We start from the raw sequence: 25,137 nt of genomic DNA, 5'->3' as shown, positions 1-25,137 counted from the left end.
TCTCCCCCGATCTCCAGGTCTGGGTCTGCGGTCACCGCGCCGGTGCTGTCGTCGCGTGGCCCGGTCGACCGGGTGCCGGCCGCCGGGTCACGCCGGCCGGCGCTCAGCCGACGCCGCCGAGCTTGGCGTACGCTTCGGCGGCGTTCTCCTTGGTGATCTGCATCGTGTCGAGCGTGGTGGTACGCGGGATGTCCTTGCTGCAGTCGACCAGGATCCTGCGGGCCAGTTCGACGGCCTCCCGGCCGCCGGTGGCGTACTGGAACGTCGCGGCGAGCCGGCCCTGCTCGACGGCCTTGATGCCGCCCGAGGGCACCGGCAGCGCGTCGATGCCGGTGAACTTCACCTTTGTGTGCAACCCGGCCGCCTTCGCGGCCAGGTACGCGCCCTCGGCCATCGGGTCGTTGTGGGCGTAGACGGCGGCCACGTCCGGGTGCGCCTTGAGCAGCGCGTCGGCCACCGCCTGTCCCTTCTCCCGCAGCCAGTCCCCCGGCTGGGAGGCGACGATCTTGATCTTCGGGTTGCCCGCGATGCCCTCCCGGAAGCCCTGTGCGCGTTCGGCGGCGGGCGTGGACCCGGGCAGCCCGGCGATCTCGATGACCGTGCCGCCGTCGGGCAGCAGTGTCTTGGCGTAGAACTCGCCGGCCGCCTTGCCGATCGCGACGTTGTCCCCGCCGATGAAGGCCGTGTACGCCTCGCCGTCCACCTTGCGGTCGAGCACGATGACCGGGATGCCCCGGTCGTACGCCTTCTTCACCACCGCGGTCAGCGGCGTGGCCTCGTTCGGCGAGATGATCAGAAGGTTGATCTTCTGGGTGAGGAAGTTCTCCACGTCGGCGACCTGCTTGCTGTTGTCCTGCGCCGCGTCGGAGACCACCACGGTGAAGCCGGGGACGGCCTTCGCCGCGGTCTGCACGTCGTTGTTCATGACCTGCCGGTAGGGCTCGGCGTTGTTGGCCTGCGCCATGCCGATCAGGAAGTTCTTGCCGGTGCCGCAGTTCGCGGCGGCGGTGTCGCCGCCGTCGGACGGCTTTTCCACGCTGCACGCGGTGGAGGTCAGCGCCCCGGTGAACAGCAGCGCGAGAAGGGCGGTACGGATGCGCATGATGACGCTCCTTGTTCGGAGGGTGGTTCAGACGATGCTGCGGCGTAGCTTCTGCAGCCCGGCGGCGGCCACGATCACCAGTCCCTTGATCAGTAGCTGCACGTTGGCATCGATGTTGTTGAGCGCGAGGATGTTGTTGAGGATGCCGAGCAGCAGCGCCCCGGCGAGCGTGCCGCCCATCGTGCCGGTACCCCCGGCCAGGCTGGTGCCGCCGATGACCACCGCGGCGATCGCGTCGAGTTCGTAGCCGGCGCCGTCGTTGGGGCTGCCCTGGTTGAGCTGGCCCGCGTGGATGATCCCGGCCACGGCGGCGAGGAGTCCCGCGATGGCGAAGACAGCGACCTTGACCCGCAGCACGGGTACGCCCGAGAGCCGGGCGGCCTTCTCGTTGCCGCCGATGGCGTAGACGTGGCGGGCGAACGCGGTCTTGCGCAGCACGACGATCGCGGCCACGCCGATGCCGATGAACAGCACCGCCGGGACGGGCACCACCCCGTTGATGGTGCCGTTGAGGATCTCGAACGCCGGGGGCGCCTCCTGGGGGCCGTCGCCGTAGGCGATCGGGATACCGAGCCCACCGGACCAGATCCGGGCCAGGCCGCGCGCGACCTGTAGGCCCGCCAGGGTGACGATGAACGACTGGATGCCGAGGCGGGCCGTCGCGTAGCCCTGCAACGCGCCGAAGGTGGCGCCGATCAGCAGCACGACCGTGACCGCGGGCAGGATGCCGAGCCCGGAGTCGACCATCAGCGTCGCGGTGCCGACGGCGGACAGGCCGAGAATGGCGCCGACCGACAGGTCGATGCCACCGAGCAGGACCACGAACGTCATGCCGACCGCGATGATCCCGATCTCGGACACCGCACGGACGATGTTGCCGAGGTTCTCCGTGGACAGGAACAGGATCTCGCCGTCGCGGCGGGGTGAGACGGCGATGGCCACCAGGAACACCACCAGCAGCGCGAAGAGGCTCTGGACGGCGAAGAGCCGGTCGACGAGTTCGCTCCGGCTGCCCGGACGGCGCCACCGCCGGTGGCCACCCGCCGCGCCGCCCCCGGCCGGCGGGACCGGCGTGCCGGTTTTCTCCCCCGCTGCGCGGACGTGAGTCATCCGTCGTCCTTCCCGGCGGCCGAGCCGCCCATCGCCGCGGCCAGGATGTCCCCGCCCGTACACCCGTCGGCCGCGAGTTCCGCGACGGCACGTCCGCGCCGCAGCACCACGATCCGGTCGCAGACACCGGTCAGCTCGGGCAGTTCCGATGACGCGAGCAGAATGCCCATCCCGTCGGCGGCCAGCCGGCGCAGCAGCCGGTAGATCTCCGCCTTGGCGCCGATGTCGACCCCGCGGGTGGGTTCGTCGAGCAGCAGCAGCCGGGGGCGGGTGAGCAGGTGTCGCGCGAAGACGACCTTCTGCTGGTTGCCGCCGGAGAGCGCGCCGACCGGCGCGGCGGCCGACGGGGTCTTGATCGCCAGCGCGGCGACCTGCTCGCGTACCGCGTTCCGCTCGCGTCCACGCCGGACGATGCCGGCGGTGGTCAGCCGGCGCAGGGCGGCCAGCACGATGCTCTGGCCGACGGGGTGGTCGAGGACGAGGGCGGAGCGACGGCGGTCCTCGGGGACGAAGCCGACGCCGGCCCGCAACGCGGACCGGGGGCCGCGCGGCGCGTACGGACGGCCGGCCAGCCGGACCGCTCCGGTGTGCCGGCCGGCCGGACCCGCGCCGTACAGCGTCTCCAGCAGTTCGGTGCGGCCCGCCCCCATCAACCCGGCCAGGCCGACGATCTCCCCGGTGCGGACGGTCAGGCTGACCCCGGCCGGCTCGCAGCGGCCTGGGCGGGTGACCCGGGGCCGTACGGCCAGGTTCTCCACCACGAGCAGCGGCGGCGGCGCCGGGCCGGTGGTGCGGGGTCCCGGATCGAACAGCGCCTCCGTTGGTCGGCCGACCATCAGTGTGATGATCCGCTGCCGGTCGGCGTGCTCCGGGCGCAGCGTCCCGGCCACCTCGCCGTTGCGCAGGACGGTGGCCTGGTCGGCGATGTGTTCGATCTCCTCCAGCCGGTGGGAGATGTAGACGACGGCCACCCCGCGTTCGCGCAGCGCGTGGATGGTGGACATCAGTCGCCGGACTTCGGCGTCGGCGAGCGCGGCGGTCGGTTCGTCCATGATGAGGACGCGAGCGTCGAGGGACAGCGCCTTGGCGATCTCGACGAGTTGCTGCTCGCCGACCCGCAGTGAGCCGACCGGACGGCGCGGGTCGATGTCGACGCCGAGCGGTTCCAGCCAGTCGCGGGCGGTGCGGGTCATCGCCCGCCGGTCGAGGGTCCGCAACCGGGTGCGCGGTTCCCGGCCGAGGACGAGGTTCTCGGCCACGGACAGCGCCGGCACGAGGTCGAGTTCCTGGTGGATGGTGGCGATGCCGGCGGCCTGGGCGGCGGCGGGGCTGGCGAAGCGCACGGCCACGCCACGGACCGAGATGTCCCCCTCGTAGTCGGTGACGACGCCGGACAGGACGTTGATCAGGGTCGACTTGCCGGCCCCGTTCTCCCCCAGCAGGGCATGCACCTCGCCGGCCCGCAGGGTGAGGTCGACGACGCGCAGGGCGTGGACGCCGCCGAACCGTTTCGCGATGCCCGTCATGGCGACGATCACCTGATCGCTCACGCGGGCTCCCGGGATAGAGGCAAGAAATCGATTTCTGACGGAAAATAGATGAGCGTCGACCCACTGTCAAGACCATCGGCCGGATACGGCGGGGTGGTCGCACCCCGCCGCACCGTCCCCACCGCTCACGGCACGGCGTTGATGGCCGCGTAGACGGTGTCGGCGAACGCGGTGTCCCCGTTCGACCCGCTGGCAGCGAACCGCCACGTCCCGCCCGGGTACCGCCCGGGCGACCACGACGTGCCCCCGGCACGCCAGAGCGGCTGCCAGGCCGCCATCGGGTGACCGGCGTCGTACCAGGTGTTGTCGCCCCGCCAGGCCGACGCCCACCGGTGCGCGGCGACCAGCGACAGGCCCGGACCGGAGGTCATCGTCCACGTCGGCATCCCGGTCACGTCCCCGGTCGGCCGGGCCGCGACCGCCGGGTCGCCGACCGCCGGAAGGGCACCGTCGACGTTGAACGCCGCCTCCCACACCGCCGCCGTCGTCGGCCCGTTGACCGACCAGGTGACGTCACTCTGCAACGACGGCCCGGTCCATCGGGGCGCCACCGTGAGCAGCCAGTCGGCGGTCACCGGCTCGTCACCCATCGGAATCCCGACCAGGTTGATCCGGGAGCCGTCGGCGGAGACGTCCACCCGGGCCGGCGGGCCCGCCCGGTCGGTGACGTCGAAACGACCGACCGCCAGGTACGGGCCGGTGCCCCGGTGCGACGAGTCCAACGCCGGCCGGTACGTCCCCGCGCCGGCCGGGTCGACCGCCAGGGACGCGATCCGGGTGTGCGGCCAGGTCCGCACGTCGGCCCGGAGGAAGCCGGTACTCACCGTGTAACCGCGGGCGACCACCCCGGTGGACCAGACCAACGGGGCGAGCCACAGCCCACCCTGGCCCCAACCGGCGTGGCTCAGGTACCAGTTCTCGCCGTCGACCACCATTTCCGCGGCGTGCGCGTCGAGGACGGTCACCTTCTCCGCCCCCTCGAAGCGCAGCGCGTCCCGACTGCGGTAAACGGCGGTACGCCGGTACGCCGCGCCATAGTCGGTGCCGTCGCAGCAGACGAAGAGATACCACCAGTCCCCCCGGCGCACCACGAAGGGCGACTCCGTCTGCCCGGCCTCCCGGCCGGTGTACGGCGACGTGTACGCCACGCCGCGGGCGCTCCAGGTGCGCAGGTCGGTACTGGTGCGGTAGGCCACCACATGGTTACCGCCCTGCGGGCTGGAGGTCGCCGTGTAGTACATGACCCACCGGTCACCGACCCGGGTCACCATCGGATCGCGTCCCTCCCAACCGTCGGTGAACAACGGGTTGGCCGGGCTGCGGGTCCAGGTGAACAGGTCGGTCGAGGTGGCCAGGTGCATCCGGTAGGCGGCGTAGTCGGGGTTTCCGGCCGCGTAGAACATGTAGTAGACGCCACGGTCGTAGACGATGTGCGGGGCCCAGATCCACTGTTCGCCCGCCCCCGGGTCGGCCACCAGCGCCGGTGGGTGTTTCGTCCACGGCCCGGTGGGTGTCAGCGCCGTCGCGTGACCGAACGTCTTCTCGTCCTGCGGCGCACCCGGCTCCGCGTGGGTGATGGCGAACACGTGCCACAGCCCGGTCCGCTGGTCACGAACGATGGTGTGGTCGTTGTAGTACCACGCCACCGGCTCTCCCACGCTCGGGTCGTAGACCCGGGTCAGCGGCCCCCGCGACGGTGTCTCACCCACCGTCTCGTACGGCGTGGTGGTGACCGCCGCCAGCGGGCCGACGCGGCGCAGCGAGATCGTGTCCAGACCGGCGAAGAACCCGGTCGAGGACGCGGACCGGCCGGTCACCGTCACCGTCAACCGGTGGGTACCGGCGGCCAGCGATGCCGAGCCCAGCGGCACCGCCTCGACGCGCCGCACGGTGGGGGCGTACCCGTCGAAGTGCTGACCGACGGCCACGCCGTCGATGGCGAAGCGCAGGGTCCCGTAGTCGGCGGCGCGCGTGAACACCCCGCCGATGTCGTACTGCCCGGCCGGCACCGGCGGCAGCGTGACGATGACCGAGTCCCCCGCCCGACCGGCACGGAACCAGAGTTGCCGGCCGGCCGACCAGCTCACTCCGCAGCAGTCGGCCTGGGCCTCGACCGGCGCGGTGGCCGAGGACACCGTCAGCGACTCCGCCTCCACCCGTACGACGTCGTCGGCGGTGGCCGGTCGGACCGGGACGGCCACCAGGGCGGCGCCGAGCAGGAGCACCGCGAGCATCCGGAGTACGCGCATCACGACACGCTCGGCCGGGGCAGATCGGTGCCGGGCGCGAACTGGTCGTGCCACCTGGTACCGGCACCGAAGCCACCGCCGGTCGACAACGCCACGTACACGTCTGCTCTGGTGCCCCGGGTGTACGTCACCACATCCGCCCTCCCGTCGCCGTTGAAGTCGCCTATGCCGGGCAGCTCGTCGCCCACCACGAACCAGTCGTGCCACTTGCCGGCCTGGGGGACGAAGCGCGTGCCGTCGGACAGCGACACGAACACGTCGCCGGTGGCGCCCCGGGTGAACGTCACGATGTCGTCGCGCCCGTCACCGTTGACATCGCCCACTGCGGCAACGGCGAAACCACGCTGTAGCAGGTGAGGAACACCGCCCTGGCCGCGACCGTCAGCAGCTCGCTGGCCGGGCCTGCGGGCCGGTACGGGTCGATCGGGTGCCGTGGTCCGGTCACACGTTCCGGCGAGCGCGGCGAGCAGGGTGCGACACAAGCGGCCGATGGGCTCGGCCATGGGACAGAACATCCGTGGCTAGCGGCCTGTCGTGCTGGCAGTGGCGCATGATGGCGCGGTGGAACTGCCACGGTTGGTGGGCGTCGAGGGGCTCGCTCCGGCCGATGACGCGCCGCCGGGAGTGGTGTGCTGGTCGGGGTGGCTGCGGAAGCATCCGCGCATACCCGTCTATGTGCTGTTGGACGGTGAGCCGGCGGCGAGCCTCGAACCTGATTTCATCGACGCGGTCTGCCGAGACGCGGACCGGTTGCTGGAGCTGGCAGCGGAGGCCGCCGGGCTGGAGGCGCCGGCCGCGCGCTGGGACCCGGACCTGACCTTCCGCGCCGGGCGGGCGTGGGAGGTCAGGTTTGCGGAGGCGCCCAGGCCAACTGAGCTGGGGATCATGGTGGTGTTCGACGGTGAGATTGTGACCGAGGTTGACGACCTGGCGGAGTGGGACTACGCCTGATCCGGACGCGGTGAATCAACGCCGGAGCTGCCGTCAATCGCGAGATGTTGCACCAGAGCCAGTTCTTGACGCGGTGTCGACAGCAGGTATCGCACCTTTTCGTGGGTTTAGGGCGAAAATCTGCTACCGTAGGTGCCAGACACCTCTGAGAATCTCCGGATCCGGTCGGTTTCCCTGTTGGTAACTGCCGTCGGCCCTTCGCGACCCCGGAGTCAATCATGGCGGGCGACCGATGAGGACCGATCAAGCCGTTGGGCTGGTGCGTGAGGGCGGCCCGCAACGAACGACCCTGCTGGAGCTGTTCTTTGATCTGGCGTTCGTTGCCGCACTCGCCCTGATCTCGCGGACCCTGGCCCACAATCTCGACGCAGGCGGCGTCCTTCACGCCGTGGTGCATCTGATGGCGATCTGGTGGGTCTGGTCTGTCACTGCACTGGTGACCGACCTCCACCATCCGCAGCGTCCTCCCATTTTCGTCATGACGCTCTGGGCCATGCTCGGCGCCATCCTGATGGCCGGTGCGCTGCCCACGGCCTTCTCCAGCCATGCCATCGTGTTCGCGGGAGCGTACGTGGCGATCCACGTTGGCCGGGGCATCTTCCTGGTCTCCGCGCTGTCCGGACGCCAGGCGCGACTGCACGTCGGGCGGTTCATCTTCTGGTTCCTTGTCTCCGCCGTACCATGGCTTGCCGGCGGCCTCGTGTCCGGCACAGCGCGGGGCCTGCTGTGGGCGGCTGGGCTCGCCATCGACTACGGATCAGCCTGGCTTCGCTATCCGACACCCCGACTCGGTCGAGTACCGATGTCCCAGTACAGGGTGGCAGCCGACCACCTGGCGGAGCGTTACCAGCAGTTCTTCACCCTTGCCCTCGGCGACCTCATCCTCGTCACCGTCCTGACCTACGCCGACAACGATCTGACGGGCGGCCGCACAGCGGCGCTCCTCGCCGCGTTCGCCGCCACCGTGCTGCTGTGGCAGATCTACGTCTATCGCGCCGGGGCCCTGCTCCAAGCTGCCATCGAGTCCTCGCGAGATCCAGGCAGGTTCGTGAGGTCCTCGCCCTACACGCACGTGCTCATGGTTGCCGGCGTGGTCGCCGCCGCTGCCGGATTCGAAATCGTCATCGCCCATCCCACCGAGCACCCCACGCCCTGGCTGGTCGGCGTCATACTCGGTGGACCCGCACTGTTCCTGGCCGGACGCATCCGATTCGAATACGAGGTGTTCAGCCGGGTGTCTCCGTCCCGACTCGTCGGCCTGCTCGTGTTGGCCGTTTCCGCACCGGCCATGGTGCTCGTACCCGCACTGATGGCCGCCCTCGCCGGAACCCTCGTGCTGGCCGGGATCGCCGTCTCGGACGCCATCCGCGCCTACGGAAACCCAGCCGAGCCACCAGCACCCGCCCTGTAGGCGCAAGCAGCCCCGACGCGTGCCCGTAGGTGGCGCCCTGCTTGGCGCGCCCGTACACCGGCCGCAGCAGCGAGTCGATGTCGATGAAGCAGCGGCCGTCGATGCCGTCCAGCACGGCGGTGCGCTGGGCGAGGGCCACCAGGTGCCGGCGCAGCACAGCCGACCGACGGATCGACGGATCGACGGATCCCACGGATCCAGGCTCAGCACCCGGTGGCGGCCTGTGAAAGTTCTGCGCGGGTGGGCGGATCCGCGCCCTGGCGAGCGCATGTTCGTGCGGCGACCTGGCAAGCGTGACCGACGACCTCGTTGAGGGTTGCGCGGTCTGCTGCGGCGAGGTCAGGGCGACGGCTCCCCGTGAGCAGTCCCTTCTCGGCGACCGCGGCCAGCATGCCGGCGGTGAAGGCGTCGCCCGCCCCGATGGTGTCGACTACCTCGACGGGATGTGCGTCCACCAGCAGGCGGTGATGGTGGGTCGACGCCCACGCGCCTCGGTCGCCGAGTGTTACGACGACGAGGACAGCGCCGAGACGTAGCCAACTCTCCGCGATGGCGTCATAGCGTCGTCGTGGGTAGAGCCAGGCGAGGTCCTCCACGCTGACCTTGACGATGTCACTGGTAGCGACCAGCATTTCGATCCGCTGACGCGTGGTGGCCACGTCTGTTGTCACCGAGGGGCGGCAGTTGGGATCGAAGCTGATCATCGAGGTGGAGCGCGCGCGTTGAAGCAGTGCCAGGACGTCTCCGGCGCCGGGTTCGAGGACCGCGGCGAGCGAGCCGGTGTGCAGGCAGCCGCTGATCGAACTCGGATCGAGAGCTGCGTCGACGATGGTGTCCCAGGTGATGTTGAAGTCGTAGCTGGCCTGCCCATCCGGATCCAGACGCGTGTGGGCGACGCTGGTGGTGCCCTGTGGCCGCACAGAGCCAGGGGTCACGTGCACCCCGTTGGCTCTCAGGTGAGCGAGAAGCATCCGTCCGGGCGGATCGTCGCCAAGTTGGGTCACCAATGCGGTGGGGTGTCCGAGCCGCGAAAGGGCCACAGCCACGTTCGCGGGGCTGCCTCCGGGGTGGCTGACCAGGCGCCCCGTCGGCTGCCTGATCATGTCCACCACAGTTTCACCGACGACGGTGATCACGCGTACTCCTTCTGGGCCTTCGCGCCGGGGCATTCACAGGTTGCTCAGGCGCCGTGCTGGCCGGGGTTCTGCTCGAGGGTGGTGGCGCCGGTCATGATGGCCACGGCCTCGGGCATGGTGTGGGACTGCGGGGTGACCACGCCGGCGCAGCGGCCCAGTCGCTGGATGTGGATGCGGTCAGCGACCTCGAAGACGTGCGGCATGTTGTGGCTGATGAGGATGACCGGCAGCCCTCGCGACCGTACCTCCTCGATCATTCTGAGCACCTGGTTGGACTCTTTGACCCCGAGCGCGGCGGTGGGTTCGTCGAGCACGATCACCTTGCTGCCGAAGGCGGCGGCCCGCGCGACCGATACGGCCTGCCGCTGGCCGCCGGAGAGGGTCTCGACGGCCTGCGCCACGTTCTGCAGGGTGCCGATGCCGAGGTCGGCCAGTGCCTGGGCGGCCTCGCGTCGCATGCCCTTCTGGTCGAGCATGCGGAACACGGTGCCGAGCGGTCCGCGCCGGCGCTTCTCCCGTCCGAGGAAGAGGTTGCTGGCGATGTCCAGTGCCGGAACGACGGCCAGGGTCTGGTAGACCGTCTCGATGCCGGCGTCCCGAGCGTCCTGGGGGCGCTTGAAGTGCGCTGGCCTGCCCTCCAGGAACAGCTCCCCGGCGTCCGGGGTCAGCGCCCCGGTGAGGCACTTGATGAGTGTGGACTTGCCGGCGCCGTTGTCGCCGATGACGGCGAGCACCTCGCCGGGGTAGAGGTTGAGATCGACCCCGTCGAGTCCGACGACCTTGCCGAACGTCTTGACCAGGCCGCGGGCGGAGAGCACGGGGGTGCGCTGGTCGGGCTCGGCCGTGTGGAGCCGACTACCGGGGGTGTGCGTGGTGGCGGTCATGCCCTCACCTTCCTGATCCACTGGTCCACGGCCACGGCGAGGATCACCAGTAGCCCGACGGCGAGAACGCGGTACTGGTCGTCGACTCCGGCCAGCGCCAGACCGCTACGGAAGAAGCCGACGATCAGCGCGCCGAGGAGGGTGCCGAGCAACGCTCCCCGGCCGCCGAAGAGGCTGGTGCCGCCGATCACCACGGCGGTGATGCTCTCCAGGTTGGCGTCGGTGATGGCGTTCGGGCTGGCCGCGCCCGCCCGGCCGATGAGGATCCAGGCGGTGATGCCGTAGATCGCGCCCGCTGCCAGGTAGACGCCGAGCAGGACCCGGTCGACCCGGATGCCGGCGAGCCTGGCCGCCTCCTTGTCGTCTCCGACCGCATAGACGTGCCGGCCCCAGGCGGTCTTGGACAGGGCGAAGCCCACCGCCAGGTACAGGACCACGACCGCGACCACGCCGATAGTGATCCGGAATGGGCCCAGCGGGAACGACTCGCCGGTCCAGCTGAGCACGGGTGGCAGGTCCGTGGCCTGGACGCTCTGGCCGCTGGAGTAGAGCAGCCCGATGGCGGTGAAGACACTGAGCGTACCGAGGGTGACGATGAAGGGCGGCAACTTCAGCCGGGTCACCAGCGCGCCGTTGAGTGCGCCTGCGGCCGCACCGACCGCGATGGCGAGACAGATGGCCAGGGCGCCGGGAAGCCCTTGTCCCTCGGCGAGTTTGGCTGACAGCATCATGGCCAGGATGACGATCGCGCCGACCGACAGGTCGATGCCGGCGGTCAAAATGATCAGTGTCTGCCCGACCGCGAGCGCGCCGATCACCGCCACCTGCTGCAGCACCAACGACAGCGAGTTGGGCGAGGCGAAGCGCGGGTTGAGGGTGGAGAAGACGACAAACGCGATGACCAGCACGAGGAACGGGCTGATCGCGGGGTGCGCGTGCAGCAGGTGCTGGACGCGTTGCAGCGGCGAGTGTCGGCGTAGGGCGAACTGCTGCGCGGCGGTGGTCGGTGGTGGTGGTGGTGTCGTGGTGGTCACGGGAAGCTCCCTGCCGGTGTCAACGGAGGCGGACGTACTGCCTGGTCGAGGGCCTGGGGGAGCAGGCTCTTGGGCGCCTCGACCGGGGCGGCTGTGGGCTCAGCCCCAGCAGCGCGTGGCGGCTTCGGCGCTGGTGATGCTCTCGACGCCGGTGGCGGCGGTGTCGGCGACCAGGGTGACGCCGGTGTCGAAAAAGTCGAGGCCGCTGGTGACCTGCGGCTTCTCGCCGCCGTTGGCGATCTTCTTGATGGCCTGCACGCCAAGTTCGGCCATCTTCAGCGGGTACTGCTGCGAGGTGGCGCCGATGACGCCGTCCTTGACCTGCCGGACGCCGTCGCAGCCGCCGTCGATGGAGACGACCAGAACGCCCTGGGTCTTGCCCGCCGCCTGCAGTGCCTTGTACGCACCGACTGCGGCTGGTTCGTTGATGGTGTAGACGACGTTGATGCCGGGGTTCTTCGTCAGGCAGGTCTCCATGGCGGTCCGTCCGCCGTCCTCGGCGCCCTGGGTCGGCTCGTTGCAGGCGATCGCGTAGCTGCCGCCGGAGTAGCTGCCGGTCTTCGCCTCGTCGCCGTTCTTCTTCCGGTCGGCCGTGTCGATGCCCATGCCGGTGAGGAAGCCCTGGTCCCGGTCGTAGTCGACGGAGACGACCTTGTCATTGAACAGGTCGAGCAGGGCGATGGTCGCCGGCTTGCCGGCGAGTTGGGCGGCAGTCCACTTGCCGACGAGTTCGCCGGCCTTGAAGTTGTCGGTGGCGAAGGTGATGTCCACGGTGTCGGCCGGGTCGGGCGGGGTGTCCAGAGCGATCACGTAGAGCCCGGCGTCGCGGGCCTTCTTGATGGCGGGGTTCACGCCGGGGCCGTTCGGGGTGATCAGGATGCCCTCGTCACCGCGGGCGATGGCATCCTCGATGGCCTGCACCTGGCCGGCCTCGTCCCCGTCTTCCTTGCCTGCGGCGAGGGTGAGTTTCACGCCCTCCGCCTCTGCGGCCTTCTTCGCGCCCTGCTGCATGGTCACGAAGAACGGGTTCGTGGAGTTCTTGGTGATCAGGGATACGGCGACGCTGTCGCCCGCCCCGCCGGTTCCGCCGGAGCCGTCGCCGCATCCGCTGACGAGCATGCTGCTCGCCGTGACGACGGCGAGCAGCAGCGCGGTACGGCCGCGGCCGATGCGCTGGATCATGTCTTCCCCCTTGCCAACTCCCCCGGCCGCCGGCCAGGCGGAGCAGTGATGACAACGATGTCAGAGCAGTTTCCAGTCAGCGACCCGGCGATGTCAATGGCATGACGAAGGCTTTTCCAGAACGTGCCAGGAGTATCGACATGACTGTTGACATCGATGTCAAGGGCCCGCAGGATGCCTCCACCGAACACCTCCGCCGGCCCGGGACGGCCGGCGTCCACGGGACGGAGGATGTGAATGAGGATCCGACGATGGATGGCCGCGTGCGCGGCGGCCGCCGTGGTAGCCACGCTGCCCGGCGCCACCGCCAATGGTGCGCCACCCGGGACGAGAGACGAGCCGCACCGCCCGCAGATCCACTTCAGTCCCGAGCGGAACTGGATGAACGACCCGAACGGGCTGGTCTGGTACCAGGGTGAGTGGCACCTGTTCTACCAGTACAACCCCGAGAGCGCGCAGTGGGGCAACATGTCCTGGGGGCACGCGGTCAGCCGCGACCTGTTCCACTGGGAGGAGCTGCCCGTCGTTCTCCCGTACTCCTCCGACGAGCACATCTTCTCCGGATCGATCGTGGTGGACGAGAAGAACACCTCCGGCCTCGGTCGCCCTGGCGCGCCAGCCATGGTCGCCATCTACACCAGCGCGTACCCGGCCACCGGCATCCAGGCACAGTCGCTGGCCTACAGCACCGACCGCGGGCGGACCTGGACCGCGTACGCCGGGAACCCGGTGCTCGACCTCGGCTCCCGCGAGTTCCGCGACCCGAAGGTGTTCTGGGACGCCGAATCCGGCTACTGGGTCATGGCCGTTGTGCTGGCCACCGAGCACAAGGTCAGCTTCTACCGCTCCGCCGACCTGACCTCGTGGACCCACCTCAGCGACTTCGGGCCGGCGAACGCCACCGGTGGCGTCTGGGAGGTACCGGACCTGTTCGAACTCCCGGTCGACGGTGACCCGCGCCGCACCAAGTGGGTGCTGGTGGTCAACCTGAACCCGGGGGCGGTGGCCGGCGGGTCGGGCGCCCAGTACTTCATCGGCGACTGGGACGGCACCCGGTTCACCGCCGACAACATCGTCACAGGCGAGCCGGAACCACCGGCCGGGACGCTCTTCGCCGACTTCGAGGGCGGCGACTACCCAGGGTGGTTGGTCGAGAACGACCCGACGCTGGGACCCGGGCCGTTCGCCACCGCTCCCTATCCCGGGACGGTCCCCGGCCAGCAGCAGGTCAGCGGCTACCGGGGCCGGTCGCTGGTCAACAGCTTCCTGGGCTTCGACACGCCGAAGGGACGACTGGTCTCCCCCGAGTTCACCCTCGGGCAGGACTACGTGAACCTCCTCGTCGGCGGGGGCGCGCACCCGCACCTGCCCGGCACCACCACCGAGTTCGTACCCGCAGACGCCGAGGCGGTGCTCGACTTCGAGCTGCCCGACGGCCAGACCTACGAGCAGGCCGGCTGGACGGCCACCGGCGCGCTGCGCGACCGGACACCCGTGGTCGGCCCAGCCCGGTCCGAACGCGGACACGTGGGCAACAAGCTGCTCACCACGTTCTATGAGGCCGACACGACGACCGGCACGCTGACCTCACCGGCGTTCACCATTGGCCGGAACCACCTCAGCGTCCTCACCGGCGCCGGCGGCCACCTCGACGGGGACGCACGGACCGTGGTGGAGCTGCTCGTCGATGGCGAGGTCGTCCGAACCGGCACCGGGAACTTCTCGGGCTTCATGAACTGGCGCAGTTGGGACGTGAGCCAGTACCGGGGGCGCAGCGCCCAGCTTCGGATCGTCGACGAGCACACCGAGGGCTGGGGGCACCTGCTGGTGGACCACCTGATCGCCACGGACGAGCCGGTGGCACCCCGGTCGGTGGAGACCGCGGTCAACCTCGTCGTCGACGGGCAGGTGGTGCGCACCGCCACCGGCAAGAACAGCGAACGCCTCGACTGGGTGGCCTGGGACGTCCGCGACCTGGCCGGCCGGCAGGCCCGCCTCGAAATCAACGACTTCAACGCCGGCGACTGGGGCCACCTTCTCGTCGACCACATCATGCTCGCCGACCGGCCGGCGCTCAGCGAGCTGGAGCGCTACGACTGGGTCGACTACGGCAAGGACTACTATGCGGCCATCTCCTACCACGGCGTCCCCGGCGGCAAGCGGGTGCTCATCGGGTGGATGAACAACTGGCAGTACGCCGGCACAATCCCGACCACCCCGTGGCGCGGCGCCATGGCCCTGCCCCGGGAATTCGGCCTCGCCACGATCGACGGCAGAATCCGTCTGGTCCAGCAACCAGTCGCGCAGATCCACCGTCTCCGGGGAGCCGGCGACACCTTCACACTGCGCGACGCCGTCGTCGAACCGGGTGTGCGGGACCTGCCGGCGGCTGCCGACGGGACTGTCCTGGAGATCGAGGCGGAGTTCGAACTCCGTGACGCGGATCGGTTCGGCCTGCATGTCCGCAGTGGCGCCGGCGAGCAGACCGTCATCGGATATGACTCCGCCGCCCGGCGCCTGTTCGTCGACCGGACCCGCTCGGGCGAGGTGGCGTTCAGCCCACACTTCCCCGGCGTGCACTCCGGTCCGCTCACCGTCGACGGCAATCGGGTACGGATGACGATCTACGTGGACCGGTCCTCCGTCGAGGTCTTCGGCGGGGCGGGGCAGGCCACCATCACCGACCAGATCTTCCCCGCGCCCGGCAACGATCAGACCCGCCTGTTCGCTGAGGGCGGTGCGGTGCTGGTGCGCTCGCTCACCATCCGTCCGCTGCGGTCGGTGTGGCGATAGCCTGAACCCGATCATCAGCCGTTCGGGGGTCGCGGCCATGGATCGCGGCTCCCGGAGCCGTCCCCCGGTAGGAGCGCTCATGAACAGTGCCACCTCCGCGCCGACAGCCGTCCGGGCGCGGCCCACCCTGCGGGACGTCGCCGTACTTGCCGGCGTGAGCACAAAGACGGCCTCCCGGGTGGTCAACGGTGAGCCTGGCGTCTCCCCGTCGAAGATCGCCGCCGTACAGCGGGCCGTTACCCAGCTCGACTACCGGCCGAACTTCACCGCCAGCAGCCTGCGCCGCGCCGGCGGTCGCAGCGCGGCAATTGCGGCCGTACTGGAGGACCTGGCCAACCCGTTCTCCGCCGCCCTGCACCGGGCGCTGGAGGACGCCGCGCGGGAACGGCAGGTGCTGATCTTCGCCGGGAGTGTCGACGAGAACCCGCAGCGGGAACGCGACCTGGTCCGTGCCTTCACCATGCGGCAGGCCGACGCCCTCGTCGTCGTTCCCGCCAGCGACGACCAGAGCTACCTGATGACCGAGATCAATGCCGGCACTCCCGTCGTCTTCGTCGACCGGCCCCCGGCCGGGCTGTCCGTGGACGCCGTACTCACCGACAACCACGACGGTGCCGCTGCCGCCGTACACCACCTCGTCCGGCACGGCCACCGAGAGATCGCCTACCTCGGCGACCTGCAGACGATCCCGACCGCCCGGCAGCGCTTCCAGGGTTTCAAGGAGGCGCTCAGCGACCACGGCATCCGGCCCGCGCCCGCGAACATCGTGCACGACCTGCACACCGAGCGTGACGCCGAGGGCGCCGTCCGTCGACTGCTGGCCACCGACGCCCCGCCCACCGCCCTGTTCACCTCCCAGAACCTGGTCACCATCGGCGCCATCCGGGCCCTTCAACAACTCGGCCGGCAGCAGCAGATCGCGCTTGTCGGCTTCGACGACTTCCCTCTCGCCGACCTCCTCCAGCCGGCCGTCACCGTCATCGCGCAGAACCCGTCGGAGATGGGCCAGGTTGCCGCCGCACTGATCTTCCGACGTCTCGACGGAGAACAGTGGCACCCCACCGCGCACCTCGTCGCCACCCGCCTGATCCCCAGGGGCTCCGGCGAGATCCTCGGGCCCCATTACGGGCGCTGATCGCGGTAGCCAGCAGATTCGTCTCTTGTCCGCGCATCGGCGGCCGGCGGCCTGCTGGTGGGCTCGGGCGTGACATCAGGGCACCCCACAGATCCATCGAGAATCTTGAGTGAGGCATCGATCCGTGCTTTCATAGGAAAGCGCTTACCTCAGCGCTGGAGGCGCTGAGCCGGCCGACAGAGCCACCGGTGCCCGCGTGGCGGCGTGGCGGCGTGGCGGCGCGCCCCCGCGCCATGCCGTCGATCGGCGGCGGTTGGTCAGACATACGAGATCCCACCACCCCCAAGGAGGTCACCCCATGCGACACCCCAAGCTGAACGGCCGGCGAGCGCGACACAGCGCGCTGGCCGTCGGCGCGGCAGGCGCGTTGGTCGCCGGCTCGATCGTGGCGTTCGCCCCCGACCGGCGTCGGCGCGGCCCCCGCTCCGCAACCCGTCGCGGAGACCCACGCGACAGGTGCGGTCGGCACGCCGACCGGCTTCGCCGCGATCCCGGGGTGGGGCCAGAACGGCACCACGGGCGGCACCGGCGGCAGTACGGTGACGGTACGCACCGCAGACGCGTTCCTCGACGCGATCGCGCAGAAGAAGCCGCTGATCATCAAGGTTGACGGGATGATCGCGCTGCCCGGCCCGATGCACAACGTCACCTCGGACAAGACCATCGTCGGAATCGGCGCGAACTCCGGCTTCACCGGCGGCGGCCTGAACATCGGGCTGCCAGCCGACGACGCGATCACCTCGCCGCCGGCCAACCGGGTCCACAACGTCATCATCCAGAACCTGACGTTCGACGACTGGGCGGACGACGCGGTCAACGTCCAGATGTTCTCCCACCATGTCTGGATCGACCACAACACCTTCGTCGGCGGCTTCGACGGCGCAGCCGACGTCAAACGCGGCTCGTCGTTCGTCACCATGTCCTGGAACCACAGCACCCACGGCAAGAACATGCTTGCCGGCCACAACGCGAAGAACGGCCCACAGGACCGGGGCCGGTTGAACATCACCTACCACCACAACTTCTTCGACGGCACCGTCGAGCGCAACCCGTGGGTGCGCTTCGGCAACCCGGTGCACGTCTACAACAACTACTACCGCAACGTCAGCAAGTACGGCGTCCGGTCCAGTTCGGACGCCGGCATCCTGGTCGAGGGCAACTACTTCCAGAACGTCGCCGTACCGTTCCAACTCAGCGGAGGCGGCGGCACCGCAGGCAACCTGGTGTCCCGGGCGAACTGCTTCGCCAACTCCGGTACGCCGCAGACCGGCGGCACCGTCGCGGCAATCCCCTACACCTACGAGGTGGAGCCCTGCGCGGACGTCCCGGCCGTGGTGGCCGCCGGCGCCGGCGCGGGCAAGCTGTAGGGGCACCCAGCAGCCCGAGCGACCTGAACACGCCCGAGCAGGTGCAGGGCCAGGCTCTGTCCCGTGAATCGTGAGTCTGGCTCGATAGCCCCTTCGTGGCACGAGGAGATCTGACCAACCACGAGTGGGCTGTGCTGGCATCGCTGCTGCCCGCACAGCCCAACCGTGGTGGCCGATGGAGGGACCACCGGCAGGTCAATCAACGTACTAGGAACGGGCGCGCCAGCGGGCGGTCCACACGGCCGCGCTCGCCGCGACAGGAGCTGGCAGATGAGGGGTTCCGCAGCGGGTCAGGGTTCGATCGGGCGGACCCGGTCGCGGTACCGCTCGTGGAGGACCTTGTTGTGTGCATCGCCTTGAGCGAGGTTCGCGGAGATGTAGACGGGCGGGTCGATGCCCCGCTCCAGCAGCCGACGGCAGACCAGTTCGGTGAGCAGCTGCGCGATGAGAACCCCGGTGAACGACGAGACCGCTCCTATGCGGACTCCCGGGGTGATCTCCAGTGCCGCGTCCCCGGCGGGGGCGTGATTGTCGATCAGCACGTCCGCCAGGTCGGCGAGATGCGGCCCCTGGGTCGAACGTGCACCGGCTGAGCGGGTGTGTGCGAGTGAGGTGACGGCAATGATCGGATGTGCACGGTCACGGGCCAGCGCCGCCATCTCAACGACGGCGGCGTTGATGCCGGAGTTGGAGACGATCAGGAAGACGTCTTGCGCGGAGGGTGCGGCGAGCCGGTAGATCTGCTCGGCGAGGCCGGGCTCGCGCTCGTATGTTGGATCGAGGATCGGCGCGGGCTCGGCGTTGCCGAACATCACGAGATCCTTGACCGCCAGCATGCTGACGGCGGCGAGCCCGCCGGCACGCGCCGCGAGTTCGAGGGTGACGATCCGCGAGTGGCCGGTCCCGAACGTCTGCAGGACACCACCGGCGGCGATCGTGTCGGCGACGAGCGTGGCTGCCGACTCGATGGCGTCGAGTTGGGATGCCAGGACCTGTTCGAGTGCGGTCCGGGCGATGTTGGCGTAGGCGGGCTCAGGCACTGGTCCTCCTGGAACGGTCACGGCCGCGGGCGGCTTCGACGGCGGCCTCGACAGCGGCTTCGACGGTGATCTCGCCGCTGCCGGAGCTGACCGGGCTGGCATAGGTTTCGTAGCAAGGTGGCGTGTCGCGGGTGGGTAGGTAGCCGAGGTAGCCGTTCGTATAGCCGAGGACCACGACGTCACGTACCTGGTCTGCCGCTGCGGAACGGATCGCTTCGCCCAACTCCAGGAACAGCTCGCCGGGGACGCCCACGACAGTGACCCCGTCGAGGTCGACCGCCTCCACGTCGATCACATGTGGTTCGGTGCGCTGGCGGGCGGCCTGCTCCTCGGCAAGACGCAGCCCTTGTTGGAGGACCCGGCGGATGCGCTCGTCTCCGACCTGTAGTTGCGAGGCCAGGCGCCGGGAGGCGTCGAGCTCCGCCGACTGTTTGGGCTGCAACGACACTCTCCGCGCGACGGGTGGCCGCACTGCCGCCGCTGGGCTGTTTCCGGCGTACGACGGCACCGGCTCGACTCGCCCGGCCAGCTGGGCGGCGAGCCGATCCACTTCGGGGAGCCCGCGTCCCCGGCGGGTGTGCCGGGTACTGATGTCGCCGGCGGCACCGGTGGCGACGACCACCCACCTTTCGGGAGTGGACAGTGCGCGGCGGATACCACCATTCAGGTCCGCGCTCACCCGGTTGTTGTCGGCGGGGAGGACGGTCGGGTGGACCGGGGAGACCACGACCATGCCGACGACGTCCGTGCCCGCGGTGACCACGATGCTGTCGACGGGGATGTCCATCGGGGGCGGATCGGCGACGTTGCGGTGCCCCGCAAGCCCGGGGACCAGGGTGCGGGTCGAGCTGAGTCTGGCGATCTGCTCAGACGCCATGGCGTACCGCGCGGCCTCGACTGACGCGGCTTCGAGCCGGTCGCTGAGGTGCCGCGGCGTGACCGCGCCGCCAGGGTTACAGCCCGCCTCGGGGCTCGCATGTGTGTGGGTGGCGGCAACCCAGCAGGACGGCACGCCGATCTCCCGCATGGCGGTCCGGATCCGATCGACGACGTCAACGTTCACACAGATCAGGTCCGCGACCACCAGCGCGAACCGGTGACTGTCGTCGGCGAAGGTCACGACATGGACCTCCAGCGGGTCGAGCACGTCCTGGACGCCTTGCGACCGGTCGACGTATCCACCCATCGGTTCTCCGGGCACGACCTCCAGGCGCGCCACCCCGTGGCCAACTCTCATGCGTCGGCTCCGGGTTCGTGGTGTGCCAGCAGGCCGGCGTAGGGGCCCGAACCGCGCAGTAGCGTGGGACCGCCCTCGATCGGCTCCGCTCTGGGTCTGACCAGCGGCAACCCTCTGGCGTCGAGTTCTGCTGACAGCGCCTGGTGCAGGAAGTTCCCCGGTGACAGTACCCGTCCGCTGTAGGACACCTGGCGTTCTGCCCCGCTGAGACGGAGCCGGGCGGTCGCGGCCTCCGCGGCGTCGGCGAGATCGGTTGCCGCCTTGGTGCAGATGTGGCCCGCCACCGGGTCGGCCTGGGTGGCGGCGTCGATCACCTCGCGGGCGAAGGCCGCCGTGCGGGCGATCATGGCAGGGTCGCGGTAGTACCGTTGGAGCGATGCCAGGTCGCTGCCTCCGAGCGCCGCAACGAAGCGGTCGACCAGCACGGTTGTTGGCCCGACCCCGTCGTATGACGCGGTCGCGGCGCGCATCCCCGCCAACCCGATGGCGAACGCGCTGCCGCGGTCGCCCAGGTGTGGACCCCACCCGTCGAGCCGGGCATGGTTTCCGTCGGCGGCCACGGCCAGGACCGTTGTCCCGGTCCCGACGCACAGGACCACGCCGGGACCGCCGAGGGCGCCGGCGTGGGCGAGGATGCTGTCCTCCACGACCACGGTCGGGCCGCCGAGGAGCTTCTCGATGGCGAGGGTGAGGCGCCGGCGCTCGGCATGATCACCCGGTACGCCGGTCAGGCCGGCGACCACTCCCGCCACCTGCGCGGGAAGGGAGATCGTCGCCGCGGCGCCACGGATGGCGGTCAGGATCCGGTCGGCACCGTTGTCATCGGGCTGGTAGGAGAAGCCTGGCCCGACACCGAGCTGACGACCGGCCGGAGTGCGCAGCAGCAGCCGGAGCTCTGATTTGCCGCCGTCGATGGTGATGGTAGTTGTCATCGCGACATCCCTGCGGTCAGGCCGGCGATAATCTGCTTGGTGGCCAGTGCGAACACCACGGCCAGCGGGATCAGGGCGATCACGAGGCCGGCGAACAGGGTGCCGCGATCGGCGGCGAACTCGCCGAAGAACCGGGTCAGCCCGACGGGGATGGTGTACTTCTCGCCGCTGCGCATCAACACCAGCGGATAGAAGAAGTCGTTCCAGGTCGGTGCGAACTGGAAGACCGTGACCACCGCGAGTGCCGGCCGCATCAGGGGCAGCACGATCGATACGAACAGGCGGCCCTCGTGCGCTCCGTCGATTCGCGCGGCCTCCTCCAGTTCGCCGGGAAACGCCCGCATGAAGCCCATGATCACGAAAACCGAGAACGGGATCCCGCCCGCCGCGTAGAGCAGCACCAACCCGATCCGGCTGTCGATCAGACCCATCGACTGGAACATGTAGAAGACCGGCAACAGGCCGAGCTTCGCGGGAATCATCAGGCCGGACAGGAAGAACGCCGCCAGCAGAGCCCGCCCCCGGAACCTCCACCGGGACAGGGCGTAGGCAGCCATCGCCGACACGGCGACACACAACGCCACCGACGCGACCGTGACGACCAGCGAGTTGATGAAGTACGTCGAGATCGACGCCGTCTCCCAGGCGCGGGTGTAGTTACTCACGTCGAACGAACTGGGCAATCCGACCGGCGCCCGGAGGATGTCCGCGTTGGGACGGAGCGAACCGATCAGCACCAGCAGCAGCGGGCCGAAGGCGATCCCGGCGTAGGCCCAGAGGATGAGTTGGCTACCGATGCTGTGGGAACGTGAACGTTGGCGGGTGCCGTTCGGGCGCGAGGAGCCGCCGTTGGTTCCCGGTGCCGTACGGGGGGTGGTCACGAGGGTGCTCATCTAGGTGACCTCCCGGCGGCGCAGCGCCCGCTCCATGGCGAGGGAGATCCCGAAGATGAACGCGAAGATCAGCATGGCCAACGCCGAGGACTCTCCGATCGCGTTGCTGCCGCCCTGGAAGGCGGTCCGGTAGTAGAGCAGACCGAGCACGTCCATGGCGCCGCCGGGTCCGCCGTCCGACCCGCCCAGCGCATAGACGAGGTCGAAGATGTTGAAGCATCCGATGAACGTCAGCACGGTGATCACCCCGACCGCCGGCATCAGGAGCGGGAATCGGACGCTCCAGAAGGTTCGGGTGGCTGACGCGCCGTCCATGGCGGCCGACTCCTCCAGCTCGCGCGGAATACCGGCCAGGGCGGCGCCGAAGATGAGCATGGGTCCACCGACCCACTGCCAGGCGTTGACCAGGATCAGTACCGGCAGCGCGGTGTCCGGCTCACCGAGCCACGGACGTGCCCACGAGTCCAGGCCGACAGCTCGGAGCACATGGTTGATCGGGCCGAAGGTGGGGCTCAGCAGGAGCGACCAGATGTAGCCGACGATCAGCGGGCTGATCAGGTAGGGAAGCGAGAAGAGGGTCTGGAACAACCGCTTGCCCCAGGGATTGCGGTGCAGGAGTACGGCCAGGCCCAGCCCGATGGTGTTCTGGATCAGCATGGTGCCGACGAAGAAGAGCACGTTGTGCCCCAGCGCGGCACCGATCTCATCGCGCAACGGATAGCGGGTGAGGATGTCCTGGTAGTTGCCGATCCCGACGAACTCCCCCTGCCGGGTGCCCTCCCAGCGGAACAGCCCGTAGTAGAAGGCGATGACGAGAGGTACCACGAGGAAGAGGCCGTAGAGAGCGAACGCCGGCAGGCAGAACGCGGTGATCCACCCGGGTGAGGTCCCTCCAACCTGGCGGCGGGGCCGCCAGGTTGGACGGGCAGTTACTTTTTGGGCCGGAACCACTGATCGACCCCTTGCTGGATGTGTCCGGCCGCGCCAGCGGCGTCGCGTCGTCCGAGCAGGTAGTCGGAGAACGCCTTCGAGGCGAGGTCCCAGGCCGTGGGTGTGCCACCGGAGAAGTACGCGTAGGTGACGTACGGGCTCGGGTTCGCCTGGTATTCCCGCAGTGCCTGGGCGAGGAGGGCGTCCTGCGGCTCGACGCCTGGTACCACGGAGATCTGACGCAGCTCGCTGGAGTAGGCCCGGCCGAACTCCGGCGTCGCCATCCACCGCACCAGGTCCAGAGCCGCCTCGCGCTGGCGGGACTTCGCCGAGACCCCGAACGACCCGTCGACCCACCCGGGAACGAGCGTCTTGTCGGTGGCCGCGCCGGGTGCGGGCGGCACGTTGAAGATGCCCATCTTCAGTTCGGGGTTGGCCTTTCCGAACACGCCGAGTTCCCAGATGCCGCCGGGGAACATGGCGGCCCGGCCGGCGGTGAAGAGTGCCTGGGCGTCGGCGTAGCTGACGCCGGACGACTGCTTCGGCCAGTACTTGTCGGTGCTCTTCCAGGTCTCGACGGACTTCACCCAGGGGGCGTCGGTGAACTTCGCCTCGCCGGTGAGCATCTTGTTGAGGTAGTCGGTTCCGCCATACGTCGTGGCCCCGAAGATCTCGTGTTGGATCGGCAGCATCCACGTGTCGGTGACGGTGCTTGCCAGTGGGACGACCTTGGCTTTGTCGAGCTTGTCGAAGGCCGCGATCATGTCCGCCCAGGTGGTGGGGGCGGCGATGCCGTTGTCGTCGAAGATCTTCTTGTTGTAGATGACGTGCAGGGTCTGGAGCGCGAACGGAACTCCGTAGACGTGCCCGTCGCTGGTGCCCTTGGCGCCGTCGAGGACCGGTGCCGGGAAGCCGCTCAGCTCCTTGACCTGGTCGTCGAGGGGCACCAGGCCGCCGGAGGCGACCAGCGGCTGGAGCAGCCCGTAGGAGCGCAGCTGCGCGACGTCCGGGCCACTGGCGTCGGTGAGGCCGGTTTTGAGAATGGTGTCGTATTCGGTGGCCTTGTAGGGGAGGTACTCCACGGTGACGCCGGGGTGGGCGTCCTCGTAGATCTGGAAGATCTTGTTGTACGCGGCGACATCCTCCTGCCGCCATCCCCAGACCTTCAGGTTGACGGCCTCCTCGCCGTCCCCACTGCCTGGCGCGCAAGCGGCGAGGGTAACGGTGAGCAGTGCCACCGCTCCCATCACACCGTGCTTCCTGGGCATCGCATCTCCGATCGTCGTGCCGCTACCCACCCAGCTCGGCGGCTAGGGCGACTGTAATACTGGCATAGACCGGTGGTCAACGGGTAGGCGATCCTGCCCGGAGATTGGGAAAGATGCCCGTACGATGGCTTCAACCGCGAAGGAAGGGGAGCGAGCCCGTGCCAAGGACGCGACACGAGCCGAACGACGGGGAGCTTGAGTCGTTGCTGGCGGAGCACAACCGCTTCAAAGGCAAGCACATCAGGGATGTCCTCACCGCCGTGGTCCTGAACTCGCGGGATGGTGCGCTGCTCCCCTCCGAGCGGGTCCTCGCCGAGCGGTTCGGAGTAGCCCGGATGACGGTCCGGGGCTCCATCGACGCACTGGAGTCCAAGGGGATGGTTCGGCGGGTGCCTGGGCGCGGGACCTTCGTGCAGCATCCGACCCTGACCCACTCGGAGATCTTCCGCTCCTTCAGCGAGGACATGCGGATGCGCGGCATGACCCCGGGTGCCAAGTCCTACCGCAGTCGGACCCGCCCGGCCACCCGCACAGTCGCCGCCAACCTCGACATCGCCCCGGGCGAGCCGACCCACTACATCGAGCGGATCCGTACCGCCGACGGGATCCCGATGGCGCTGGAGCGGACCAACCTCGCCGCGGCGCGGTGCCCCACCCTGCTGGAGGTGATGGGGCGCGACGACTCGCTGTACGACGTTCTCGGCCGCGTCTTCGGTGTGCGGCTCGAATCGGCACGACAGATCGTCACCGTCGCCAGGCTGACCGCCACCGAGGCGAAACGACTCGAAGTCGCCGAGGACAGCCCGGCGTTCCTGATAGAACGCATCTCCGTCGACAACATGGGAAAGGTCGTGGAGTTCGGGCGGTCGCTCTACCGTGGGGATCGCTACGCCATCCAGATGCGCGTCAGCCCCCCTTCCCAGGGCGGCTGAC

Annotated in this window: 21 protein-coding genes and 2 pseudogenes; 7 read left to right on the top strand and 16 right to left on the bottom strand. The window is 69.4% G+C overall.

Features of this window, described 5'->3' with window-relative positions:
- Positions 1–103 precede the first annotated feature (103 nt).
- The 5 genes from V6U90_RS14820 to V6U90_RS14800 form a co-directional block, all read right to left on the bottom strand.
- Positions 104–1,102, bottom strand: coding sequence for a substrate-binding domain-containing protein (locus V6U90_RS14820; protein WP_334435890.1), 999 nt, complete (start codon positions 1,100–1,102; stop codon positions 104–106).
- 27 nt (positions 1,103–1,129) lie between these two features.
- Positions 1,130–2,212, bottom strand: coding sequence for an ABC transporter permease (locus V6U90_RS14815; protein ID WP_334435888.1), 1,083 nt, complete (start codon positions 2,210–2,212; stop codon positions 1,130–1,132).
- On the bottom strand, positions 2,209–3,762 hold the full coding sequence (locus tag V6U90_RS14810) for a sugar ABC transporter ATP-binding protein (protein ID WP_334435886.1): 1,554 nt from the start codon (positions 3,760–3,762) through the stop codon (positions 2,209–2,211). The genes V6U90_RS14815 and V6U90_RS14810 overlap by 4 nt, the downstream gene beginning before the upstream one ends.
- Before the next feature lie 125 nt (positions 3,763–3,887).
- Entirely contained in the window at positions 3,888–6,011 is a 2,124-nt protein-coding gene (locus V6U90_RS14805; RefSeq protein ID WP_334435884.1) for a family 43 glycosylhydrolase, read from the bottom strand.
- Positions 6,011–6,334, bottom strand: a complete 324-nt coding sequence (locus V6U90_RS14800) for an FG-GAP repeat domain-containing protein (protein WP_334435882.1) — start codon at positions 6,332–6,334, stop codon at positions 6,011–6,013. Before V6U90_RS14800 ends, V6U90_RS14805 begins: the two co-directional genes overlap by 1 nt.
- 211 nt (positions 6,335–6,545) lie before the next feature.
- Between V6U90_RS14800 and V6U90_RS14795 the strand changes: the two genes are divergently transcribed.
- Both V6U90_RS14795 and V6U90_RS14790 read left to right on the top strand, forming a co-directional pair.
- Positions 6,546–6,962: a hypothetical protein gene (locus V6U90_RS14795; protein WP_334435879.1), complete on the top strand. Its 417-nt coding sequence runs from the start codon at positions 6,546–6,548 to the stop codon at positions 6,960–6,962.
- A 232-nt stretch (positions 6,963–7,194) separates the two neighbouring features.
- A complete protein-coding gene (locus V6U90_RS14790) occupies positions 7,195–8,373 on the top strand; it encodes a low temperature requirement protein A (protein ID WP_334435877.1) in 1,179 nt (392 codons plus the stop codon).
- A 19-nt stretch (positions 8,374–8,392) separates the two neighbouring features.
- On the opposite strand, the pseudogene V6U90_RS14785 reads toward V6U90_RS14790, so the two are convergent.
- From V6U90_RS14785 to V6U90_RS14765, 5 genes and pseudogenes are all read right to left on the bottom strand, one after another.
- Positions 8,393–8,533: pseudogene (locus V6U90_RS14785) on the bottom strand (IS1380 family transposase); the annotation flags it as partial.
- A 43-nt stretch (positions 8,534–8,576) separates the two neighbouring features.
- Positions 8,577–9,509, bottom strand: coding sequence for a carbohydrate kinase family protein (locus V6U90_RS14780; protein ID WP_334435874.1), 933 nt, complete (start codon positions 9,507–9,509; stop codon positions 8,577–8,579).
- 44 nt (positions 9,510–9,553) lie between these two features.
- Positions 9,554–10,393, bottom strand: a complete 840-nt coding sequence (locus V6U90_RS14775; RefSeq protein WP_334435872.1) for an ATP-binding cassette domain-containing protein — start codon at positions 10,391–10,393, stop codon at positions 9,554–9,556.
- Complete coding sequence (locus V6U90_RS14770) at positions 10,390–11,427, bottom strand: ABC transporter permease (protein ID WP_334435869.1); 1,038 nt, start codon at positions 11,425–11,427, stop codon at positions 10,390–10,392. The genes V6U90_RS14775 and V6U90_RS14770 overlap by 4 nt, the downstream gene beginning before the upstream one ends.
- Before the next feature lie 99 nt (positions 11,428–11,526).
- Positions 11,527–12,609: a substrate-binding domain-containing protein gene (locus V6U90_RS14765; RefSeq protein ID WP_334435866.1), complete on the bottom strand. Its 1,083-nt coding sequence runs from the start codon at positions 12,607–12,609 to the stop codon at positions 11,527–11,529.
- A gap of 237 nt (positions 12,610–12,846) precedes the next feature.
- On the opposite strand from V6U90_RS14765, the gene V6U90_RS14760 reads away from it, so the two are divergent.
- The 4 genes and pseudogenes from V6U90_RS14760 to V6U90_RS14745 all read left to right on the top strand — a co-directional run.
- On the top strand, positions 12,847–15,402 hold the full coding sequence (locus V6U90_RS14760) for a GH32 C-terminal domain-containing protein (RefSeq protein WP_334435863.1): 2,556 nt from the start codon (positions 12,847–12,849) through the stop codon (positions 15,400–15,402).
- 79 nt (positions 15,403–15,481) lie between these two features.
- Entirely contained in the window at positions 15,482–16,537 is a 1,056-nt protein-coding gene (locus V6U90_RS14755; protein ID WP_334435860.1) for a LacI family DNA-binding transcriptional regulator, read from the top strand.
- A gap of 539 nt (positions 16,538–17,076) precedes the next feature.
- A complete protein-coding gene (locus V6U90_RS14750; RefSeq protein WP_334435857.1) occupies positions 17,077–17,904 on the top strand; it encodes a pectate lyase family protein in 828 nt (275 codons plus the stop codon).
- Between the two features lie 95 nt (positions 17,905–17,999).
- A pseudogene (locus tag V6U90_RS14745) lies at positions 18,000–18,101 on the top strand (transposase); the annotation flags it as partial.
- A gap of 93 nt (positions 18,102–18,194) precedes the next feature.
- Here the strand turns inward: V6U90_RS14745 and V6U90_RS14740 are convergent.
- The 6 genes from V6U90_RS14740 to V6U90_RS14715 form a co-directional block, all read right to left on the bottom strand.
- Positions 18,195–18,944 carry a sugar isomerase domain-containing protein gene (locus V6U90_RS14740; RefSeq protein WP_334435854.1) on the bottom strand — a complete coding sequence of 250 codons (750 nt, stop codon included), beginning with the start codon at positions 18,942–18,944 and terminating at the stop codon, positions 18,195–18,197.
- Positions 18,937–20,181, bottom strand: coding sequence for a hypothetical protein (locus V6U90_RS14735; RefSeq protein WP_334435851.1), 1,245 nt, complete (start codon positions 20,179–20,181; stop codon positions 18,937–18,939). The genes V6U90_RS14740 and V6U90_RS14735 overlap by 8 nt, the downstream gene beginning before the upstream one ends.
- Positions 20,178–21,113 (bottom strand): N-acetylglucosamine kinase, encoded by a 936-nt coding sequence (locus V6U90_RS14730; RefSeq protein WP_334435849.1) that lies wholly within the window; start codon positions 21,111–21,113, stop codon positions 20,178–20,180. The genes V6U90_RS14735 and V6U90_RS14730 overlap by 4 nt, the downstream gene beginning before the upstream one ends.
- Positions 21,110–22,006: a carbohydrate ABC transporter permease gene (locus tag V6U90_RS14725; protein ID WP_334435847.1), complete on the bottom strand. Its 897-nt coding sequence runs from the start codon at positions 22,004–22,006 to the stop codon at positions 21,110–21,112. The genes V6U90_RS14730 and V6U90_RS14725 overlap by 4 nt, the downstream gene beginning before the upstream one ends.
- Positions 22,007–22,831, bottom strand: coding sequence for a carbohydrate ABC transporter permease (locus tag V6U90_RS14720; protein WP_334435844.1), 825 nt, complete (start codon positions 22,829–22,831; stop codon positions 22,007–22,009). It lies immediately after the preceding gene.
- A 104-nt stretch (positions 22,832–22,935) separates the two neighbouring features.
- Complete coding sequence (locus tag V6U90_RS14715; protein ID WP_334435842.1) at positions 22,936–24,204, bottom strand: ABC transporter substrate-binding protein; 1,269 nt, start codon at positions 24,202–24,204, stop codon at positions 22,936–22,938.
- A gap of 158 nt (positions 24,205–24,362) precedes the next feature.
- Here V6U90_RS14715 and V6U90_RS14710 point away from each other — a divergent pair, with 158 nt between their 5' ends.
- A complete protein-coding gene (locus V6U90_RS14710) occupies positions 24,363–25,136 on the top strand; it encodes a GntR family transcriptional regulator (protein ID WP_334435841.1) in 774 nt (257 codons plus the stop codon).
- Position 25,137 lies beyond the last annotated feature (1 nt).

It is taken from the genome of Micromonospora sp. CPCC 206060 (assembly GCF_036906895.1).
Lineage (GTDB): Bacteria > Actinomycetota > Actinomycetes > Mycobacteriales > Micromonosporaceae > Micromonospora.
Note: the sequence above shows the minus strand (reverse complement) of the source record. Positions and strands in the feature narration are given on the sequence as shown.

Coding starts and splice junctions, on each gene's coding strand:
- V6U90_RS14775 (WP_334435872.1), bottom strand. CDS start 10,393: ATGACCGCCACCACGCACACCCCCGGTAGTCGGCTCCACACGGCCGAG.
- V6U90_RS14815 (WP_334435888.1), bottom strand. CDS start 2,212: ATGACTCACGTCCGCGCAGCGGGGGAGAAAACCGGCACGCCGGTCCCG.
- V6U90_RS14730 (WP_334435849.1), bottom strand. CDS start 21,113: ATGACAACTACCATCACCATCGACGGCGGCAAATCAGAGCTCCGGCTG.
- V6U90_RS14790 (WP_334435877.1), top strand. CDS start 7,195: ATGAGGACCGATCAAGCCGTTGGGCTGGTGCGTGAGGGCGGCCCGCAA.
- V6U90_RS14760 (WP_334435863.1), top strand. CDS start 12,847: ATGAGGATCCGACGATGGATGGCCGCGTGCGCGGCGGCCGCCGTGGTA.
- V6U90_RS14715 (WP_334435842.1), bottom strand. CDS start 24,204: ATGCCCAGGAAGCACGGTGTGATGGGAGCGGTGGCACTGCTCACCGTT.
- V6U90_RS14765 (WP_334435866.1), bottom strand. CDS start 12,609: ATGATCCAGCGCATCGGCCGCGGCCGTACCGCGCTGCTGCTCGCCGTC.
- V6U90_RS14805 (WP_334435884.1), bottom strand. CDS start 6,011: ATGCGCGTACTCCGGATGCTCGCGGTGCTCCTGCTCGGCGCCGCCCTG.
- V6U90_RS14735 (WP_334435851.1), bottom strand. CDS start 20,181: ATGAGAGTTGGCCACGGGGTGGCGCGCCTGGAGGTCGTGCCCGGAGAA.
- V6U90_RS14755 (WP_334435860.1), top strand. CDS start 15,482: ATGAACAGTGCCACCTCCGCGCCGACAGCCGTCCGGGCGCGGCCCACC.
- V6U90_RS14725 (WP_334435847.1), bottom strand. CDS start 22,006: ATGAGCACCCTCGTGACCACCCCCCGTACGGCACCGGGAACCAACGGC.
- V6U90_RS14820 (WP_334435890.1), bottom strand. CDS start 1,102: ATGCGCATCCGTACCGCCCTTCTCGCGCTGCTGTTCACCGGGGCGCTG.